The 15,780-nt window shown below is 67.8% G+C and carries 21 protein-coding genes; 7 read left to right on the top strand and 14 right to left on the bottom strand.

Annotation, left to right across the window (positions count from 1 at the left end; all coding sequences use genetic code 11):
• Positions 1–64 precede the first annotated feature (64 nt).
• A complete protein-coding gene (locus ACOGI8_RS12680) occupies positions 65–346 on the bottom strand; it encodes an ion channel (RefSeq protein WP_419854161.1) in 282 nt (93 codons plus the stop codon).
• Between ACOGI8_RS12680 and ACOGI8_RS12675 the strand changes: the two genes are divergently transcribed.
• The 3 genes from ACOGI8_RS12675 (at position 345) to ACOGI8_RS12665 (ending at position 3,309) form a co-directional block, all read left to right on the top strand.
• On the top strand, positions 345–986 hold the full coding sequence (locus tag ACOGI8_RS12675; protein ID WP_419854160.1) for a nitroreductase family protein: 642 nt from the start codon (positions 345–347) through the stop codon (positions 984–986). The genes ACOGI8_RS12680 and ACOGI8_RS12675 overlap by 2 nt on opposite strands.
• Before the next feature lie 5 nt (positions 987–991).
• Positions 992–2,347 carry a hypothetical protein gene (locus ACOGI8_RS12670; protein WP_419854159.1) on the top strand — a complete coding sequence of 452 codons (1,356 nt, stop codon included), beginning with the start codon at positions 992–994 and terminating at the stop codon, positions 2,345–2,347.
• A 155-nt stretch (positions 2,348–2,502) separates the two neighbouring features.
• A complete protein-coding gene (locus tag ACOGI8_RS12665) occupies positions 2,503–3,309 on the top strand; it encodes a 2-keto-4-pentenoate hydratase (protein ID WP_419854158.1) in 807 nt (268 codons plus the stop codon).
• A gap of 47 nt (positions 3,310–3,356) precedes the next feature.
• Here the strand turns inward: ACOGI8_RS12665 and ACOGI8_RS12660 are convergent, their stop codons facing one another.
• The 3 genes from ACOGI8_RS12660 to ACOGI8_RS12650 are packed head-to-tail and all read right to left on the bottom strand — an operon-like array spanning position 3,357 to position 5,040.
• The gene (locus ACOGI8_RS12660; protein ID WP_419854157.1) at positions 3,357–3,743 is read right to left on the bottom strand and encodes a RidA family protein; all 387 of its coding nucleotides are present in this window, start codon (positions 3,741–3,743) and stop codon (positions 3,357–3,359) included.
• Between the two features lie 54 nt (positions 3,744–3,797).
• The gene (locus ACOGI8_RS12655; RefSeq protein WP_419854156.1) at positions 3,798–4,085 is read right to left on the bottom strand and encodes a DUF1330 domain-containing protein; all 288 of its coding nucleotides are present in this window, start codon (positions 4,083–4,085) and stop codon (positions 3,798–3,800) included.
• 31 nt (positions 4,086–4,116) lie between these two features.
• Positions 4,117–5,040: a TauD/TfdA dioxygenase family protein gene (locus ACOGI8_RS12650; RefSeq protein ID WP_419854155.1), complete on the bottom strand. Its 924-nt coding sequence runs from the start codon at positions 5,038–5,040 to the stop codon at positions 4,117–4,119.
• Between the two features lie 79 nt (positions 5,041–5,119).
• On the opposite strand from ACOGI8_RS12650, the gene ACOGI8_RS12645 reads away from it, so the two are divergent.
• Together ACOGI8_RS12645 and ACOGI8_RS12640 are read left to right on the top strand one after the other, a co-directional pair.
• Positions 5,120–6,370 (top strand): mandelate racemase/muconate lactonizing enzyme family protein, encoded by a 1,251-nt coding sequence (locus ACOGI8_RS12645; RefSeq protein ID WP_419854154.1) that lies wholly within the window; start codon positions 5,120–5,122, stop codon positions 6,368–6,370.
• On the top strand, positions 6,363–7,961 hold the full coding sequence (locus ACOGI8_RS12640) for an MFS transporter (protein ID WP_419854153.1): 1,599 nt from the start codon (positions 6,363–6,365) through the stop codon (positions 7,959–7,961). The genes ACOGI8_RS12645 and ACOGI8_RS12640 overlap by 8 nt, the downstream gene beginning before the upstream one ends.
• Before the next feature lie 31 nt (positions 7,962–7,992).
• Here the strand turns inward: ACOGI8_RS12640 and ACOGI8_RS12635 are convergent, their stop codons facing one another.
• The 5 genes from ACOGI8_RS12635 to ACOGI8_RS12615 form a co-directional block, all read right to left on the bottom strand.
• Complete coding sequence (locus ACOGI8_RS12635; protein ID WP_419854152.1) at positions 7,993–8,415, bottom strand: DUF3237 domain-containing protein; 423 nt, start codon at positions 8,413–8,415, stop codon at positions 7,993–7,995.
• A gap of 49 nt (positions 8,416–8,464) precedes the next feature.
• Positions 8,465–9,253: a maleylpyruvate isomerase family mycothiol-dependent enzyme gene (locus ACOGI8_RS12630; RefSeq protein ID WP_419854151.1), complete on the bottom strand. Its 789-nt coding sequence runs from the start codon at positions 9,251–9,253 to the stop codon at positions 8,465–8,467.
• A gap of 71 nt (positions 9,254–9,324) precedes the next feature.
• The gene (locus tag ACOGI8_RS12625; protein ID WP_419854150.1) at positions 9,325–10,236 is read right to left on the bottom strand and encodes an LLM class F420-dependent oxidoreductase; all 912 of its coding nucleotides are present in this window, start codon (positions 10,234–10,236) and stop codon (positions 9,325–9,327) included.
• Positions 10,237–10,254: 18 nt separating this feature from the next.
• On the bottom strand, positions 10,255–10,698 hold the full coding sequence (locus tag ACOGI8_RS12620; protein ID WP_419854149.1) for a MaoC/PaaZ C-terminal domain-containing protein: 444 nt from the start codon (positions 10,696–10,698) through the stop codon (positions 10,255–10,257).
• Positions 10,695–11,186, bottom strand: a complete 492-nt coding sequence (locus ACOGI8_RS12615) for an FAS1-like dehydratase domain-containing protein (protein ID WP_419854148.1) — start codon at positions 11,184–11,186, stop codon at positions 10,695–10,697. The genes ACOGI8_RS12620 and ACOGI8_RS12615 overlap by 4 nt, the downstream gene beginning before the upstream one ends.
• A gap of 109 nt (positions 11,187–11,295) precedes the next feature.
• Between ACOGI8_RS12615 and msrA the strand changes: the two genes are divergently transcribed.
• Positions 11,296–11,949: a peptide-methionine (S)-S-oxide reductase MsrA gene (msrA, locus tag ACOGI8_RS12610; protein ID WP_419854147.1), complete on the top strand. Its 654-nt coding sequence runs from the start codon at positions 11,296–11,298 to the stop codon at positions 11,947–11,949.
• Positions 11,950–11,976: 27 nt separating this feature from the next.
• On the opposite strand, the gene ACOGI8_RS12605 is transcribed toward msrA, so the two are convergent.
• The gene (locus ACOGI8_RS12605; protein WP_419854146.1) at positions 11,977–12,972 is read right to left on the bottom strand and encodes an LLM class F420-dependent oxidoreductase; all 996 of its coding nucleotides are present in this window, start codon (positions 12,970–12,972) and stop codon (positions 11,977–11,979) included.
• 175 nt (positions 12,973–13,147) lie between these two features.
• Here ACOGI8_RS12605 and ACOGI8_RS12600 point away from each other — a divergent pair, with 175 nt between their 5' ends.
• The gene (locus ACOGI8_RS12600) at positions 13,148–13,372 is read left to right on the top strand and encodes a hypothetical protein (RefSeq protein ID WP_419854145.1); all 225 of its coding nucleotides are present in this window, start codon (positions 13,148–13,150) and stop codon (positions 13,370–13,372) included.
• 9 nt (positions 13,373–13,381) lie between these two features.
• Here the strand turns inward: ACOGI8_RS12600 and ACOGI8_RS12595 are convergent, their stop codons facing one another.
• The 4 genes from ACOGI8_RS12595 to map are packed head-to-tail and all read right to left on the bottom strand — an operon-like array spanning position 13,382 to position 15,773.
• Positions 13,382–13,966 (bottom strand): phosphatase PAP2 family protein, encoded by a 585-nt coding sequence (locus ACOGI8_RS12595; protein WP_419854144.1) that lies wholly within the window; start codon positions 13,964–13,966, stop codon positions 13,382–13,384.
• The gene (locus ACOGI8_RS12590; protein WP_419854143.1) at positions 13,966–14,361 is read right to left on the bottom strand and encodes a LysM peptidoglycan-binding domain-containing protein; all 396 of its coding nucleotides are present in this window, start codon (positions 14,359–14,361) and stop codon (positions 13,966–13,968) included. Before ACOGI8_RS12590 ends, ACOGI8_RS12595 begins: the two co-directional genes overlap by 1 nt.
• A gap of 47 nt (positions 14,362–14,408) precedes the next feature.
• The gene (locus ACOGI8_RS12585) at positions 14,409–14,768 is read right to left on the bottom strand and encodes a LysM peptidoglycan-binding domain-containing protein (protein WP_419854142.1); all 360 of its coding nucleotides are present in this window, start codon (positions 14,766–14,768) and stop codon (positions 14,409–14,411) included.
• A 3-nt stretch (positions 14,769–14,771) separates the two neighbouring features.
• Positions 14,772–15,773 (bottom strand): type I methionyl aminopeptidase, encoded by a 1,002-nt coding sequence (gene map / locus ACOGI8_RS12580; protein ID WP_419854141.1) that lies wholly within the window; start codon positions 15,771–15,773, stop codon positions 14,772–14,774.
• Between the last annotated feature and the right edge of the window lie 7 nt (positions 15,774–15,780).

The following is a 15,780-nucleotide window of genomic DNA, read 5'->3' as shown; positions in this document are numbered from 1 at the left end:
CGAGACGCAGCGTCCTGTCTAGCCCGAGGATCTCGGTAATCTCCAGTGGTTTTCGACCCAGACATCATGCGGTTTGCGAGTCGTGCTTGTACAGCGCCGAGGCCAGCAGGCCTGACGGCACGGCGACCACGCCGAGGCCAATCAGCACGATGAAGATGCTGAGCAGCTTGCCGCCGAAGCTGAGCGGCTGATAGCCCTCGGCGCCGGCGGTCAGCGACAGCACTGCCCAGTAGAAGCTGTCGAAGATGCTGACGCCCGCGCGGTGGGCGGTGGGTACTGTTGCGCCGTCACGCTCGATCTGGTTGGCGCCGGAGGTGGGGTGGCCCGACGAGAGCGAGGAAACCATGGAACTTGGCGAGGCAGCACTGACGTCGATGACGACGCGGTACTTCACGAAGGATCCGGTGTCGGACGCGACGCTGGAGCAGGCGTTCGACTATGCGCGGCACGCGCCGCAGGGTGGCAACCGCCAGCCGGTGCGGTTCATCGTGGTGCGCGACGAGGCAAAGAAGCAGCAGCTGCAGGAGTGGTACCTCGAGCCGTGGAAGGCCTACCTGGGCATGGCTCGCAGCGGCGACATCGAGATCGTCGGCGACAAGGCGAAACGGCTGCTCGACAGCGCCGACTACTTCGCCGAGCACTTCGCCGAGGTGCCGGTGATCGTGGTGGCCTGCGGGTACATCGACGGGGTGCATCCCACCGACACCGAGCTGGGCCGGCTCAGCGTCGTAGGCGGTGGCTCCATCTACCCCGCTGTGCAGAACTTCCTGCTCGGCTGCCGTGAGGCTGGCCTGGGCACTGCGCTCACCACCCTGCTGTGCATGTACGAGCCGCAGGTCGCCGAGATGCTCGATATTCCCGAAGGCGTGGCCACGGCAGCCCATATCGCCGTCGGCTACCGGTCGACGCCGTTCCCGCGCAAGCTCGACCGGCTGCCGTTGTCGGAGCTCGTCTTCGACGAGACCTGGGGCAACGCCACCTACTAGCTGCCATGACTGAGCCGGGCGATCCACCGGCTGTCGATCCGACTGTCGCGCACGTTGCTCTGCAAGCGGAAGCTGAGGTGCTTCGGGCGGCGGGCCTCTCCGCTGACGAGGTGTTGCTTGTCGCGGCACGACGGTTGGCTGCCACCGATCCAGCAGTGCGCGCTCTCGCCCGGGAGCGTTTCGGACGCCTGTGGGATGAACCCGAATCGACGCACGCTGATGCTGAGGCCACCTCAAGCGCGACTGTCGCCGGACCGGGATCATTCGTCGCTGAGCGTGGCGCCGGACGACGCGGATTCTGGATCATGGCAGCGTTCGCGGTCGCGGCAGCGATTGCTGTGCGGCTGCCCGAGGCGTTCGGATTCAGCCTGACCGACTCCGATGACGCCAGCTTCTATGCGCGCAACTTCAGCCTGCTCGTGTTGCCGGCGCTGGCGGGGTGGTTCGTGTGGCTGAAGCGTCCGCCGTTCTGGGTGACGGCCGTGATCGGCGCTGTCGTCGCCGCCTCGGCGGCGGTCATCAACGCTTATCCGTTGGACGACGACAGCTCTACGTTCGTGCTCGCCGCGCTGCACCTGCCGGTGCTGCTGTGGCTGGTCATCGGCCTCGCTCGGACCGGAGAGCGCTGGAGGCTCGCTGGCCCGCGCATGGACTACGTGCGATTCACGGGCGAGTGGTTCGTGTACGGCGTGCTGATCGCGCTGGCGGGCGCGGTGTTCAGCGCCCTGACCGTCGGCGCCTTCGTGGCCCTCGACATCGACACGAGATGGATGACCGAGTGGGTGATGGTGGCCGGGTCGGCCGGCGCCGTTGTGGTGACCGCCTGGCTCGTCGACTTCTGGGCGGGTGCCGTGTCGAGATTCGCCTCGATGCTGGCGTACATATTCACGCCCCTGTTCGCGGCGATGCTGGTGGTGTTTCTTGTGGCGGTGCCGGCGACCGGCCGCAGCATCGAGGCCGATCGAGAGGCGCTCATCCTGTTCAACGTGTTGCTGGGCTTCGTGGTGGGCCTGCTGCTGTTCTGCGGCGCCGCGAGGCGCCCGGGTGATCGACCGGGATTCTTCGACGGTGCTGCCACGGTGCTCGCCGCTGCGGGGCTGCTCACCAGCGTCTTGACACTGGTTGCTGTCGTCGGGCGCATAGCGGACTTCGGCTGGAGCCCGAACCGGGCGGCCATCGCGGGCATCAACGTCATCTTCCTGGTGAACCTGGCCGGGAGCGTGTGGCTGTATCTGGAGCTGTGGCGCCGGCGGCGCCCCTTCGGCGACATCGTTCGCTGGCAGACCGCCCACTTCGGCATCTACGCCGCCTGGGCTGCGCTCGTCGTGGTCGCCTTCCCGCCGATCTTCGGCTTCGCATGAGCCAAGCCCCGTTCGTGGCGGCTGCCCGACCTGTCAGCACGTTCGCCGAGTTCTGCAGCGGCGAACGACTGGGGCCGCGCAGGCTCTAGCGTTCTCGGCTGACCGGGCCGGCTGGTCGTGAGGCGCGCCGGTGCGCTGGACATGGGGAGCACGACATGGCGATGACCGATGAGCAGCGGCGGGAAGCAGCTGCAGCGTTGCTGCATGCCGAGAACACCCGCGAGCGGATCGACCCGATCACCGACACCTACCCGGGCGCTGACAACGACGACGCGTACGCCATCGGCCAGTACGTGACCGACGCCAAGGTGGCAGCGGGCCGGGTCGTCAAGGGGTACAAGGTGGGGCTGACTTCGAAGGCCATGCGTTCGACATCGGGTGCCACCGAGCCCGACTACGGCACGCTGTTCGACAACTGGTTCCTCGACGAGGGCTCGATCGTGCCCGCCTCGATCCTGAACGTCCCGCTGGTGGAGATCGAAATCGTGTTCGTGCTCAAATCCGACCTCGGCGGTCCCGACACCAACGCCATCGACGTGATGCGGGCGACCGACTTCATCCTTCCCGCCATCGAGGTGGTGGACCGGCGCTACAACCGGCGCAGCACCCAGGCGGGCGTGGCCGACAGCATCGCCGACGCCGCCTCATGCGGGTTCATCATTGTGGGCGGCCGCCCCACCAAGCTCACCGACGTCGACATCCGCCACATCGGCGGTGCGCTGTACCTGAACGGCGACCTCGAAGAGTCCGGCACTGCCGCGGCCGTCATGGGCAACCCGCTCAACTCGGTGGCCTGGCTGGCCCGCAAGCTCCATGAGTTCGGCGTCACGATGTCGGCCGGTCACGCCATCTTGTCGGGCTCGTTCATCCGGGCTCGCACGATCCGCCCCGGCGATGCCATCGTCGCCGACTTCGGCCCCCTCGGCCAGATCAGCTTCGGGGTCGGAGACCCCGAAGAGTGACACAGCGGTGTGGGGTTGCCTGACGACGAGAACTGAAGCTCAGCAGCTCAGTCTTCGACGTAGGCCACGAAGGTGCAGGAGATCTGCACCGGTCCGCCGCCCTCCACCTTCATGTTGTGGCGAGCGGGGCGCGACTCGGGGTCGGGGAAGCGCTCCAGCCACGGGCCGTTCAGCGCCGGGCGTGACGCCGCCGGATCGGCGACGTAGAACGTCATCTTCGCCATGTCGTCCCAGGTGGCGCCGGCGCCTTCGAGCATCTGGCCGACGTGGGTGAACAGGTTGTCGATCTGCTCCTCGAGCGTGTCTGGAACGTCGCGGCTTCCCGGGTTGGTCGGCGGCGTGATGCTGGACACCACCAGCGGCCCGATCCGCGTGGCCGCCGGAATGGGATTCGCGTGCTGGAAGCTCTCGATCTCGATCGACGTGCGCGCCATGTTGCCTGCTCCTGTGTGCTCGCTACCCGAACGTAGGCGTCCGCGGCGGCCCCGCTAGACGCCCTCGACGACCACCATCTGAAACTCGGCGGCACCCGCCCTCACGTCGCGAGCGTGGCGGTACTTCTCGGAGTCGTAGAAGTTCTTCGCCGAGTCGACATCGGGGAACTCCAGCACCACGATGCGGCGATTCTCGTCAGGACCTTCAAGCGTCACCGAATCGCCGCCGCGCACGATGAACTTCCCGCCGCTCTCAGCGACAGCGGCGGGCGAGAGCGCCTTGTACTTCTCGTACTGGTCCGGATCGGTGACGTTGACCCGCGTGATGACGTACGCAGCCACGATGTTCCTCTCGTTGCAGGTATCGGACCGGCTACGAAACCGAGTTCATGATGGCGTCGCGGCCGTGCTTGAAGCCCGCCGTCTCGGCCGTGTGGTTGAGCGCCAGCTCCGTCTCGAGCTCGCCGGCGATGCGCGAATGCCACATCTTGCGGGGTTGGGACATATCGAACGGCACACCCTGGTGCATGAGACGACGGTTGTCCCAGATCACTGCCTCGCCCTCGGTCCACGCGTGCTGGTAGGTGCGCGGCGGCTGGCAGGCCTCGTGATTGAGCCGGTCCAGCAGTGCCACCGACTCGTCTGGATCCATGCCGATGATGTCGTGCGCATGCCGGCCGATCAGCAGATTGGGACGGCCGGTGTCGGGGTGGTATTTCACCATCGGCCGAACCGAAATGTCCAGGTCGTGGTAGCCGTACATGCCGTAGCTGCCGTCGTCCTTCTTCTTCGGCAGCAGGCCCGCCCGGCCCTGGCTGTAGTAGAGCGAGTGGTGCGCCTCGAGGGTGTGCACCAGCTCACGGTCTTCGTCGGACAGCACCTCGTACGCCGCCCGCATGTCGGCCCAGCCGGTGTCTGCCCCGTCTTTGGGCACCAGCTCGGCAGTGAACACCGCGCCCTTGGCCTGCAGCGGCATGTAGGTGCTGTCGTGGTGCCAGCCCCAGTTGCCCTTCAGCGACTTCACGAGGTCGTCGCTGGACTCGTGGTGGACCTTGCCGTCCTTGCCGACGTTCGAGATGGGTGCCGCATTGAACTCCAAGTTGCCGAAGCGCAAGGCGAACGCGTCTTGCTCGTCGTTGGTCAGGAACTGATCGGAGAAGATCAGCAGCGCGTACTCGAGCCACGTCTCGTGCAGGGCCTCGAAGGTGGCGTCGTCGATGGAGCGGAGCTCGATGTCGTGCACCCACGCTCCGAACGTGGCATCGAGCGGTTCGATATTCAGCGTGACAGCCGTCATAGCCGGATCGTACCACCGGCGCCGAATTAGCTTCAGGGGCCGGTGAGCGGCTCGGCACGCCTGAACCGGGAAGGCAGCAATGAGTGACCTGGCAGGAGTCGGCGGCTCTTCGGATCGCGGAACGGTGGTGGAGCGAGTCGAGACGCTGTCGTGCGACGCTGCGTGGCGCAACTACTACTTCTTGAAGATCACCACCGCCGACGGCGTGGTCGGCTGGGCCGAGTACGACGAGGGGTTCGCCTCGCCCGGCCTCACGACGGCCATCGAGGCCTTGGCGCCGCTGGTGATCGGGCGCTCGGTCTTCGACCACGAGCCCACCTACCAGTACCTGTTCGCCCGCACCCGCCAGGCCGCGAGCGGCATCATCGGCGAGGCCATCGGCGCCGTCGAGAATGCGCTGCTCGACGCCAAGGCACGCACGTTGGGCGTGCCCTGCTACGACCTGCTCGGCGGCAAGGTGCGCGACCGCATCCGCGTGTACTGGTCGCACTGCGGCACCTGGCGCATCAACCTCGGGCACATCTACGGCAACCGCATCACCGACCTCGACGGCGTGCGTGCACTCGGCGCCGAGGTTGCCGAGAAGGGCTTCACCGCCCTCAAGACCAACATCTTCCGCCAGACGCCCGACGGCCTGCGCGGCTGGCTGCCGGGCTTCGGCACGCCATTCGCGCCCGAGCTGAACGTGTCGCGCCAGCTCATCGACGAGATCCGGGCCACCCTGCGAGCCTTCCGAGACGGCGCCGGCGACGGCATGGACCTTCTGCTGGACCTGAACTTCAACGCCCGCACCGAGGGCTACGCCCGCATCGTGCGCGAGCTGGCCGACTTCGGGATGTTCTGGATCGAGATCGACTCCGACCATCCCGATGCCATGGCGCACGTCCGCTCCAAGGCCGGCTGCACGATCAGCGGGGGAGAGAGCCTGTTCGGCGTGCGCGAGCTGTACCCGTACCTGCAGGCCGGCTCGTTCGACGTGCCGATCATCGACGGCATCTGGAACGGCTTCTGGCAGTCGTCCAAGATGGCCGCGATGGCCGACGGCATGGGCCACAGCGTCGCGCCGCACAACTTCTACGGTCACCTTGCCACCATGATGAATGCCCACTGGGCGGCGGCCACGCCGAACATCATCATCATGGAAACCGACATCGACCGGATCGCGTGGGACAACGAGATCGTGACCGTCGCGCCCGACTACGTGGACGGCCACCTGGTGCTGGGCGATGGGCCCGGCTGGGGCACCGAGCCCGTGGAAGAGGCCCTCGCAGCGCATCCACCGCGGCTCAGCGGCCTGCGCGACCGACGTCCGCCGGCGGGCGATGACTGAGGATCTCGCTTCAGCGTCGAATCCCGCACCGCAGGTCGTCCAGCTCCGGCTCGCCGAAGGTGCAGCGCGCCTGGTGCCCAGCGCAGCCGGCGCGGCGCCGCCGCGCATCGACCGCGTCACGCCGCAGCGCAACGATCAGGCCACACCGCAGCGCATCGAACGTGCGGCACCGGCGCGCCCGTCTCGGGCACCGGGCCCGCGTGCGCTCGACGACGCCGGGGAACGCGTCTCAAGTCGTGCCCGCTTGGCGCTCGCCACCGGATCGCTGGCGTTCGTGCTCGGCACGGTCAATGTCACAGTGACCAATGTCGCGTTCCCCGACATCGTGCGGGCCTTCCCCGGCGTGTCAGGAGCAGTGACGGGCTGGATCGTGAGCGGCTACGCGCTCGCGTTCTCCTCCACGATCATCGCCGGTGGCCGGCTGGCCGATCGCTACGGCCGGCTGGTGGTGTTCCGGCTCGGCGTGCTCGGCCTCTTCGTGTCGTCGATCGTGGCAGGGCTGGCACCGGGCATCGAGTTGCTGCTGGTAGCCCGGGCAGTGCAGGGGCTGTGCGGGGCGCTGACCGTGCCTTCCTCGCTCGCGCTCGTGCTGCCGCAGTTCCCCGCGGCACGCCAAGCCAGCGTCATCGGCGTCTGGGCGTCGGCGGGCATGGCGGCGTCAGGCATCGCTCCCGGCATGGCCGCCGGCATCCTTGAGATCGCCGACTGGCGCTGGGTGTACCTGGCCATCGCTCCGATCGCTGCGCTCGCATTCCTGGGTTCGTTGTGGTTCTTGCACGAGACGGCCGAACCCGATCGCAGCCGACCCCTGGATTTGCTGGGTGTCGCCATGGGCACCGCCGCAGTGTTCCTCATGGTGCTGGCAACCCTGCAGGGCCGCGACTGGGGCTGGGGATCGACTGGCACGCTCGCATGCTTCGTCGGTGCCGCGGTGCTGCTGCCGCTGTTCCTGTGGCGTTCTGCCGGTCACGACGAGCCGCTGTTCGATCCGCGGCTCTTCCGGGTGCGCAGCTTCGCCGTGGCCAACGTGGCCGTGTCGCTGGCGATGATCGGCGCCTTCACGAGCTGGTTCCTGTGGCCGCAGTACTTGGTGGGCGTCTGGGACTACAGCCTGTGGGCTGTCGGTCTGGCCTTCACCCCGGCCCCCATCATCTCGGCGGTCATGGCAGTGCTCGGCGGCCGCTGGGCCGACAAGCACGGGTTCCGGGGGATGATGGCCTTGGCGTCGGCCATCGCCACCGGCGGCCATCTGTGGCTGCTGTTCTTCCTGGACGAAAACGTGCGCTTCTGGTTTGCGTTCTTTCCCGCCACCGTGTGCTTCGGCTTGGGCATGGGCGTGCTCGCCAGCCATCTGAACTCAGCGGCGCTTGTGGACATCGAGCCGGCCGCCCTTGCGACGGCGAACGGCGTGCATCAATCGCTGCGGTACAGCGTCGGCGGCATCGGCGTCGCCATTGCCATCGCGGTGCTGGGCGGCAACCACGAGGTGCACCTCTACAACTGGCTGTGGCTGCTGCTCGGCGGCTTGCAAGCACTCTGCATCCCGCTCATGGCGCTTGCCTATCCGCGCAAGCGCCCGGCCGCCGCCTGAGGGGCAACTGCGGTGCGCGCCGCTGTGCCCGTTACAGCAGTTCGTAGACCTCGTAGGCCAGCTTGCCGTCGTCGATCGAGCCGATGCCGATGGCCTGGATCTTGTTGAGCCAGTTGTACGGGCCTTCCATCGACGTCTGGAAGGTGGGAGCGGACCGCGGCGAGCCGTCGCCGTAGATCTTCCCCTGGTACTCCATCAGGATGTCGACCTCGTCGTCGGTGCGGATCGAGATGCGGACGTCGAGATGCATCGTGCCGTCGGCAGCGCGGTACAGCCAGTCGCCTGACGGGCCCAAGATGGTGCCGTTGATGCGCTCGCCGGTGACGGTGCCGCCGTCGACCGAGGCCACCATCCGGGTTCCGGCCGGCCCGCCGCGGATGCGTGTCGCATTCGACAGGTCGGCATCGATGTCCATTCTGAACAGGTGCCGTACTGGCAGGGATGTTTCTGACATCTGGGTGCTCCTTGCTTGTGGCTTATGGAGATCGGGGTGACTTGAGGGACTACATCGTGAAGCGCAGGTTGCGGGCGGCGTGGGCGCCGAGCTCGGCATCGCCCGACCACGTCACCAAGCCCGCAGCGATCGGGCCTTCAGGGTCGATTCGCCCGCAGGTGAGGTCCATGAATGCCATCGAGTCGCAGTGCAGCGTGACGGTGGGGTTCTCCACGTGGTCCACCTCGCGGGCCCGGCCCTCCACCTGCACGTAGATGTCGCGCTCCACGGCGCCGGTGATGTCGAAGTGCATGGAGGCGCCATCGGGAAGCCCCACCTTCTTGCCGGCGATGTAGCCGATCGACAGGTGCACCTCGTTCAGGGCCATCTCGGCCGCAGGCCCGCCGTTGTCGGTCGGCAACCCCAGCGGGGTGCGGGAGTCGCGCTCGTGCATCCAGTGGTCGAATTCCCGGATCGCCATGAAGCGGCCGTAGGTTCCGGGCCCGACCGGAGTGATCGATCCTCGGTCGAAGACCTCGTCGTCGAGTGCCTCGAGCTGCGCGGCACGCCCGTCCCACACTTCAGCGGCGAACGCCGTCAGCTCAGGTCCGCTCATGGCTGCGGCTGCGGAGACGTAGCCGGCGATGTCGCCGAACGGCGGCGGAGTCTCGACCGACTCCGGCAGCCAGCCCGACAGGGCCTGTTCCACCGACACCTGGTGTACCAACACTCCGTGGACCGTCCAGTCGGGGCAGTGCGATTGCACCTGCCACTGGTCGCCCTCGAGCGAGCCGTAGAAGTCCTTGCAGCTCGCCCAGCAAGCCTTGAGGTTGTCGATGATGAGTTGCGGCTGACTCATGGTGCATTCCTGTTCCGTGTTGGACCTGTTCTGTGTTGTGATCTCTGTGGCAGCCCGTGCGTCTGCAGGGCTCAACCAGTCTCGGCCCGGACGCGCTCGAGAATCTCGCCCAGCCGGTCGATCATGGCTTCGACCGATCGGGAGCCTGCTTGGAAGATGGCGGTGACGTTCACCGAGGTCCAGTCGAATCCCAGCGCCTTGACCACGGCGGCCCGCTCGCCGATGGCGTCCAAGTCCTTGTAGAAGCCCTTGTCGGCGTCGGTGCGGGGCGGCGGGGCCAGCATCAGCTGCATGCCGATGGAGTCGGGGTCGCGGCCGAAGTCCTCCTCGGCGCTGCGGCGGATCTCCGTCATGCACTCGAGCGCCCGCTCGTCGCTGACGCCCGACGCCATCCAGCCGTCGCCCTTCTGGGCGGTGCGTCGCAGCGCGGCGCGGCTGTCGCCGCCGATCCACAGCGGGATGGCGGCGCCCTGGGGCGACACGGGCTCCATGCCCATGTCGTGGCTGTTGTAGTGCTCGCCCGAGTACTCGATCCGGCCGCCTGCCCAGTAAGCGCGCATGAGGTCGATGGCCTCGTCCATGCGCTTCCCCCGGGTGCTGAAATCTTCTTCGAGGGCGTCGTACTCGGAGTCCTGCCAGCCCACGCCGATGCCGAGGCGCACCCGGCCGCCTGACAGCGTGTCCAGCGTGGAGATCTGCTTGGCCACCAGCACGGGCTGGCGCTGCGGCAGTACCAGCACCTCGGTCGACAGCGAGACTCGCTCGGTCACTGCCGCCACGTTGGCGAGCAACATCAGCGCCTCGAGAATCGGCATGTTGGCGGGGTAGATCGTGAAGCGGCCCTCGCCTGGGTGCCCCATCACCACGTGGTCGAATGCGGCAATCTCGTCGTAACCCAGATCCTCGATGGCCTTGGCCAGGTCGAGCACACGCTGGGGTCCCTCCCGGAACGCAATGGACGGGAAGTCGACGGCGATCTTCATGCGGGTTGTCTCCTGGGGCTACGCAGTAGGCAGGCGGACCCTAGCTGTCGCCGGCATGAGCAGTCTCCCGTCGGCGGTGTGCTCGGCGATCTCCAACTCGACGACGCCCGTTTGGGGATCGACCGATGTCACCGTGCCCGAGAACACCAGCTCCTCGCCCGGCAGACCGCTGGCGCGGTTCTGCCACGTCACGCTCAGCAGCCGCGCGGCCGGTCCCGCCCAGTCCGTCACGAACTGCGTGAGCCATGCGCCCTGCAGCGGACCGTGCACGATGATGTCGTCGTGCCCCTCGAAGCGGGCGTACTCGCGGTCGTAGTGGATCCGGTGCGGGTTGTGGCTGGCGGCGCTGTACAGGAAGAGCTGTGCCTCGTCGGGGAACTTGTGCATTGGCGGCAGTTCCTGGCCGGCCTCGAGCGTCTTGAGGTCCGGCGCTGCGGCGGCTGTGTCGGTGTCAGTGCTCATCGTGCGATGCCGATCATGCGGGAACGGGCGACCTCGTCGCCGAATTGGTTGACGAAGGTGGTCTCGCGCACCTGCCGGACGAAGGGTCCCTTGCGGCCCTCCTTCTGGTCGACTGCGGCAAGCCGGACGGTGGCCGTGATCTCGTCGCCGACGCAGACGGGTTCGAGAAAGTCCCATTCCTCGCCGCCGAACATCACCCGGTCGACCAGCAGGCGGATCCGGGTGCCCTCGCGGTACAGGCCGTCGGTGCGCAGGTCTGATGCCGTTCTCGGCTGCACCACGGCATGGGTGACGTAGGTGGGCGGCGCCACCAGCGTCCTGTACCCGGCCGCCTGTGCTGCGACCTCATCGAAATAGATGGGGTTCTCATCGCCGACGGCGTATGCGTAGCGCTGCGCCTCCCGACGGTCGATAACGGTGGTGACCGGCCCCGACAGCACCTCGCCGACACGCTCCAGCGTCTCGGCCGGAATCAGCGACTCGCTCATCTTCGCGACATTAGGAGCCAGCGCCGCCAAGTGCTGTGGGCAGGCCTCATCCGCGCAGCCCGGCGGCCCGGTCGCCAGTAGCGTTCGTGCCAGAGCAGGAGGAAACACCGTGGCGTTGTGGTCGAGGAAGCTGGAGATTCCGGACGCCGACGCTGCGCTGCCCGGCCGCAGCCAGACGATGCCGGTCGCTCCGGCGCACGTCGTGCTCGGAACGCCGATGACGCCGCCCTTCCCCGACGGCTTCAAGCACATCGTGGTGGGCATGGGCTGCTTCTGGGGGGCCGAACGCATCTTCTGGCAGCTTCCGGGCGTTCACACCACGGCCGTGGGCTACGCCGGCGGCCACACTCCAAATCCCAGCTACGAGGAAGTGTGCTCGGGCCTGACCGGCCACACCGAGGCCGTGCTGGCGGTGTTCGATCCGGCGGTCACCAGCTACGAGGCGCTGCTGAAGGCGTTCTGGGAGGGTCACGACCCCACCCAGGGCATGCGGCAGGGCAACGACATCGGCACGCAGTACCGATCGGGCATCTACGTCGCGGACGAGGCCGAGCTGGAGCTCGCGACTTCGTCCCGCGACATGTTCCAGGCGGTACTCGACCGTGCAGGCCTCGGCAGCATCACCACGGAGATCTGCCTGGCCGGGCCCTTCTACTACGCCGAGGACTACCACCAGCAGTACCTGAACAAGATCCCGTGGGGCTATTGCGGCCTGGGCAGCACCGGCCAGACCTGCCCGGTGGGCGTCGCCGCCGCCGACTGAGCTGCGCCCCCTCGGCGTGCTGCCGAATCAGGCGAAGGCGTCGGCGAACGCGGCCATCGTCTCGTCGGTCACGGCGCGCCGGTCGTCGCCCCAGGGCAGCGGCATCAGCACCGGGTACTCCACGCCCGCGTCCACGTACGCCCGCGTGAACCCACCGATCTCGGCGGGCGTGCCGATGAAGTCGATCGCCTGGATCATCTCGTTCGAGATGGCAGCGAGCGCGCCGTCGCGATCCCGTTCAGACTGGCGGTCACGGGCTTCGTCCACCTCGTCACCGAAGCCGGCTGCACGGAAGGCGTTGGCGTAGCCGTCGGCCATGGTGTAGTTGAGCAGGTCTCGTTGCGCCGAGCGGGCCGAGCGCTCCAGCTCGCCGGCGGCGGCATGGACGTAGCAGATGATCTGCGCGTCGCCGCCCTTGCGGACCTCGGCCACCACGCTCGGGACGTGCGAGGCGGGCAGGTAGTTGAGCAGGACACCGTCGGCCACCTCGCCCGCCAGCCGCAGCATCTGCGGGTTGAGCGCTGCGAGCACGATCTTCGGTCGGCGCTCGCCCAACCGCATGGCGAGGCGGAACCGGCGCACCTGCCAGAAGTCGCCCTCGAACGTCACTGACTCGCCGCTGAGGCACTCGCGCAGCAGTGCTACGTACTCGCGCATCATCGCAATGGGGCGCTCCGGCGGCAGCTCGCCGTGCTGGCGGAGGATGCCGGGTGCCGACACGCCGAGTCCTACCAGCACGTCGCGCTCGGGGCTGAGCGACTGCAGGGTGGCAGCTGTCATGGCCACCAGCGTGGGCGCGCGCAGCTGGATGGGAATGATGCCGGTGGCCAGATCGAGGCCGGGGGCAGCGTGGGCGACGGCACCCAGGAGCGAGAACGCATCGGTCCCGGTCGCCTCGACCGTCCAGATCGACGAGTAGCCCTGCGCCTCGGCCGCGCGGGCGATATCGGTGACAGCAGCCGGACCTAGAACACCCAGGCTGCCGAACGTCACGCCGTAGGGCTGTGCTTCATTCGCGCTCATGGCGGCGCACCGTACCTGCCGGCCGCGCCGCCCGCCGGTGCAGCCGGAGGCGTTTGCAAGCAGTTATGTGACGTGTTGGTGAACTGACGGTGGCCGGCGTCAGGTGCGAGATAGGGTGAGGTTCACAGCCAGCCACGCCGTCTGCACAGACGTCGGGAGCGGGAAGGGAACAGAGATGACCGAGACAACGGAACCGACTCGGACAGCTGAGCCCCGGATCATCTCCGACGCACTCGAGGTCATCGACAGTGCGCTGGGCGATTTCTTCAGCCGCGAACTGGTCTCGTCGGTCGAGGTCACCGATGTGCTGCTCGACGTGCGCACGCTGCTGCGACGCGGCGACGAAACAGCAGAGCTGCCCACGGTCACGAAGACCGATCAAGACGTCGCCCGAGCCTGAAGCGCCGGTTCAGCGCCGCATCAGCCGCGACGCCAGACGCCCGATCACCTCGCCGACGGCGGCGCCCGCAATGACGTCGCTCGCGTGATGCAATCGCACATGGATGCGTGAGACGGCCACGATGGCTGCCGCCAGGCGGTAGATGGGTCCCAGTCGCGACCCGCGCGACAGCACCGCTGCGGCACAGAAAGCTGCCGAAGTGTGGCCGGAGGGGAAGCTGGACGTGATCGGCTGGCGGAGCCGGTGGTCGGTCGGATTCTCTGCCGCCGTGCCGGGCCTGCGCCGCGCGAACAACCGCTTGACGCCCTGATTCACGACCAGCGACTCGATCGCCATGAGTGCGCTGAAGCGCAGTGCATCGGCCGCTTCTCGGCGTGGGCCCAGGGCTCGAATGGCACCCAGCACGTGCCAGATCTGGCTGAACTCGCCGACGTCGGAGGCCCCGTACATCACCCGATCCATCAGCTTGTGGCCTCGCAGGAACTCCCACCACCTGTCGACGGCACGATCAAAGCGAGCGATCTGCTGCGCAGCCGCCGACAGCGGATCGTGCGGCTCGACTGGCTCAGCGTCGCCCAGCGGCGCCGCAGACATCACCCGGTTCCTGAGAGCGTGACCGGCGGCGCGGTCGTGGTGGGGAGCAGCGGCGGGAGGACGGGGTCGGTGGCGGGAGCGATGGTGAGCGCGGGCCCAGCCGTGGGATCGGGCGGCGGCGGGATCATCAGAATCTGGCCGACGAAGATCTTGGTGGGGTCGGCGATGTTGTTCACCCGCACCAGATCGTTCAGGTGAATGCCGTACCGGTCGGCGATCTGGATCAGCGTGTCTCCTCGCACCACCGTGTACGGGGTCAGCACCGGCGGTTCGGTCGTGGTGGCCGGTGCCACCGTGGGTGCCGGAACGGTTGTGGCCGAGGCGTCGGTTCGGGACTCGCCCGGCAGCAGCGTGCACCCGAGCGCCATGCCGGAAGCCGCAACAGCGATCGCCACGATCGTCACCCTCCGGCGCCGTGAACAGGAGAAGCCACTGACCGTCGTCACTGCGAACTGTTGGCGCCGACCACGGTCGGCGGGATGACGAGCTGCTCCCCGATGCGGAGCAGCGTGTCTTCCTTGCCGTTCTCTTCCATGAGGGCCTGGACGGAGACACCGAATCCGTTGGCGATCTTGCTGAGCGTGTCTCCCGGTTGCACCACGTAGATGCGGCGCTGCGGAGGCGGTGCGGCAATGGTCGTGGTGGTGAGCTGGGGGCGCAGAGTCGTGAGCACTGGAAGGGTCGTGGGGATCGGCTCTGCCTCCGGCTCGGAACCGCAGGCGCCGCCGATCGCAGCCACCGCCACCAGCGCCGCTGCGACCCGGCCGGCGCATGGGGCACCTGCCCCACGTGGTCGAGGCATCGCTCAGCCGGTTCTCACGGCCGCCGTGGGGAGCTGCCGGGGCCAGTTGTCGGGGCTGAGCCGGCTTGCGGCACTCGCAGAAAGGAACGGCTGTGGTTCGTCGTCGGTCACGGTCAGCAGTTCGGCGCCGTCGGCGGTGACCAGCACCGTGTGCTCGAACTGCGCGGTGCGGCTGCGGTCGGCGGTCATCGCAGTCCAGCCGTCTGGCCACAGCTGCGCGCGTGGCGTGCCTGCCGTGATCATGGGCTCCACCGTGAAGGTCATGCCCTCGACCAGCTCGGTGCGCGCAGCGGGGTCGAAGTAGTGCGGGATGTTGGGCAGCCGGTGGAAGATCTGCCCGATGCCATGGCCGACGAACTCGCGCACGACGCCGTAGCCCTCGGACTCTGCCCGCGCCTGGATGGCGCGCCCGATGTCGCATACCTGGGCTCCCGGCCGTACCGCAGCTATGCCGTGATACATGGATTCGCGTGTGACCTCGACGAGCCGCCGCGAGGCCTCGTCGACGTCGCCCACCAAGAACGTCTCGGAGTGGTCGCCGTGCACGCCGCCGACGAAAATCGTCACATCACAGTTCACGATGTCGCCATCGCGCAGCTGGCGGTCATCGGGGATGCCGTGGCAGATGATCTCGTTGGCCGAAGTGCACAGCGACTTCGGGAAGCCGTTGTAGTTGAGCGGGCTCGGGTAGCCGCCCTCCGCAATGCATGTCTCGTGGCAGACCTCGTCGAGATGATCGCTGGTGACGCCCGGTGCGATCTCTGCTGCCACTGCCCTCAGCACGCGCCGCGCCGCCGAGCCTGCCAGCCGCATGGCGTCGATCGTGGTGCTGTCGGAGGGTTCCACGCCGCTCGGGGCCGGTGAGGACTTGCCGCTGAGCGCGTACGGGGGCAATTCGATGTGCGTGGGCACGGCTCGCCGGGGCGAGACCAAGCCAGCGACCACTGGCTCGAAGCCAGAAGGCCTCGTGCGCGATGCTGGCACTCGACGCTTGCGCCTGCCCATTGTCGTC

The organism is Candidatus Poriferisodalis sp., assembly GCF_965204195.1.
Classification (GTDB): domain Bacteria; phylum Actinomycetota; class Acidimicrobiia; order Acidimicrobiales; family Poriferisodalaceae; genus Poriferisodalis.
This window is presented reverse-complemented; position numbering and strand designations above follow the sequence as displayed.

Coding starts and splice junctions, on each gene's coding strand:
- ACOGI8_RS12675 (WP_419854160.1), top strand. CDS start 345: ATGGAACTTGGCGAGGCAGCACTGACGTCGATGACGACGCGGTACTTC.
- ACOGI8_RS12605 (WP_419854146.1), bottom strand. CDS start 12,972: ATGAGCGCGAATGAAGCACAGCCCTACGGCGTGACGTTCGGCAGCCTG.
- ACOGI8_RS12650 (WP_419854155.1), bottom strand. CDS start 5,040: ATGACGGCTGTCACGCTGAATATCGAACCGCTCGATGCCACGTTCGGA.
- ACOGI8_RS12645 (WP_419854154.1), top strand. CDS start 5,120: ATGAGTGACCTGGCAGGAGTCGGCGGCTCTTCGGATCGCGGAACGGTG.
- ACOGI8_RS12585 (WP_419854142.1), bottom strand. CDS start 14,768: ATGCCTCGACCACGTGGGGCAGGTGCCCCATGCGCCGGCCGGGTCGCA.
- ACOGI8_RS12635 (WP_419854152.1), bottom strand. CDS start 8,415: ATGTCAGAAACATCCCTGCCAGTACGGCACCTGTTCAGAATGGACATC.
- ACOGI8_RS12660 (WP_419854157.1), bottom strand. CDS start 3,743: ATGGCGCGCACGTCGATCGAGATCGAGAGCTTCCAGCACGCGAATCCC.
- ACOGI8_RS12680 (WP_419854161.1), bottom strand. CDS start 346: ATGGTTTCCTCGCTCTCGTCGGGCCACCCCACCTCCGGCGCCAACCAG.
- ACOGI8_RS12630 (WP_419854151.1), bottom strand. CDS start 9,253: ATGAGTCAGCCGCAACTCATCATCGACAACCTCAAGGCTTGCTGGGCG.
- ACOGI8_RS12640 (WP_419854153.1), top strand. CDS start 6,363: ATGACTGAGGATCTCGCTTCAGCGTCGAATCCCGCACCGCAGGTCGTC.
- ACOGI8_RS12595 (WP_419854144.1), bottom strand. CDS start 13,966: ATGTCTGCGGCGCCGCTGGGCGACGCTGAGCCAGTCGAGCCGCACGAT.
- ACOGI8_RS12620 (WP_419854149.1), bottom strand. CDS start 10,698: ATGAGCACTGACACCGACACAGCCGCCGCAGCGCCGGACCTCAAGACG.
- ACOGI8_RS12600 (WP_419854145.1), top strand. CDS start 13,148: ATGACCGAGACAACGGAACCGACTCGGACAGCTGAGCCCCGGATCATC.
- ACOGI8_RS12615 (WP_419854148.1), bottom strand. CDS start 11,186: ATGAGCGAGTCGCTGATTCCGGCCGAGACGCTGGAGCGTGTCGGCGAG.
- ACOGI8_RS12670 (WP_419854159.1), top strand. CDS start 992: ATGACTGAGCCGGGCGATCCACCGGCTGTCGATCCGACTGTCGCGCAC.
- map (WP_419854141.1), bottom strand. CDS start 15,773: ATGGGCAGGCGCAAGCGTCGAGTGCCAGCATCGCGCACGAGGCCTTCT.
- ACOGI8_RS12625 (WP_419854150.1), bottom strand. CDS start 10,236: ATGAAGATCGCCGTCGACTTCCCGTCCATTGCGTTCCGGGAGGGACCC.
- ACOGI8_RS12665 (WP_419854158.1), top strand. CDS start 2,503: ATGGCGATGACCGATGAGCAGCGGCGGGAAGCAGCTGCAGCGTTGCTG.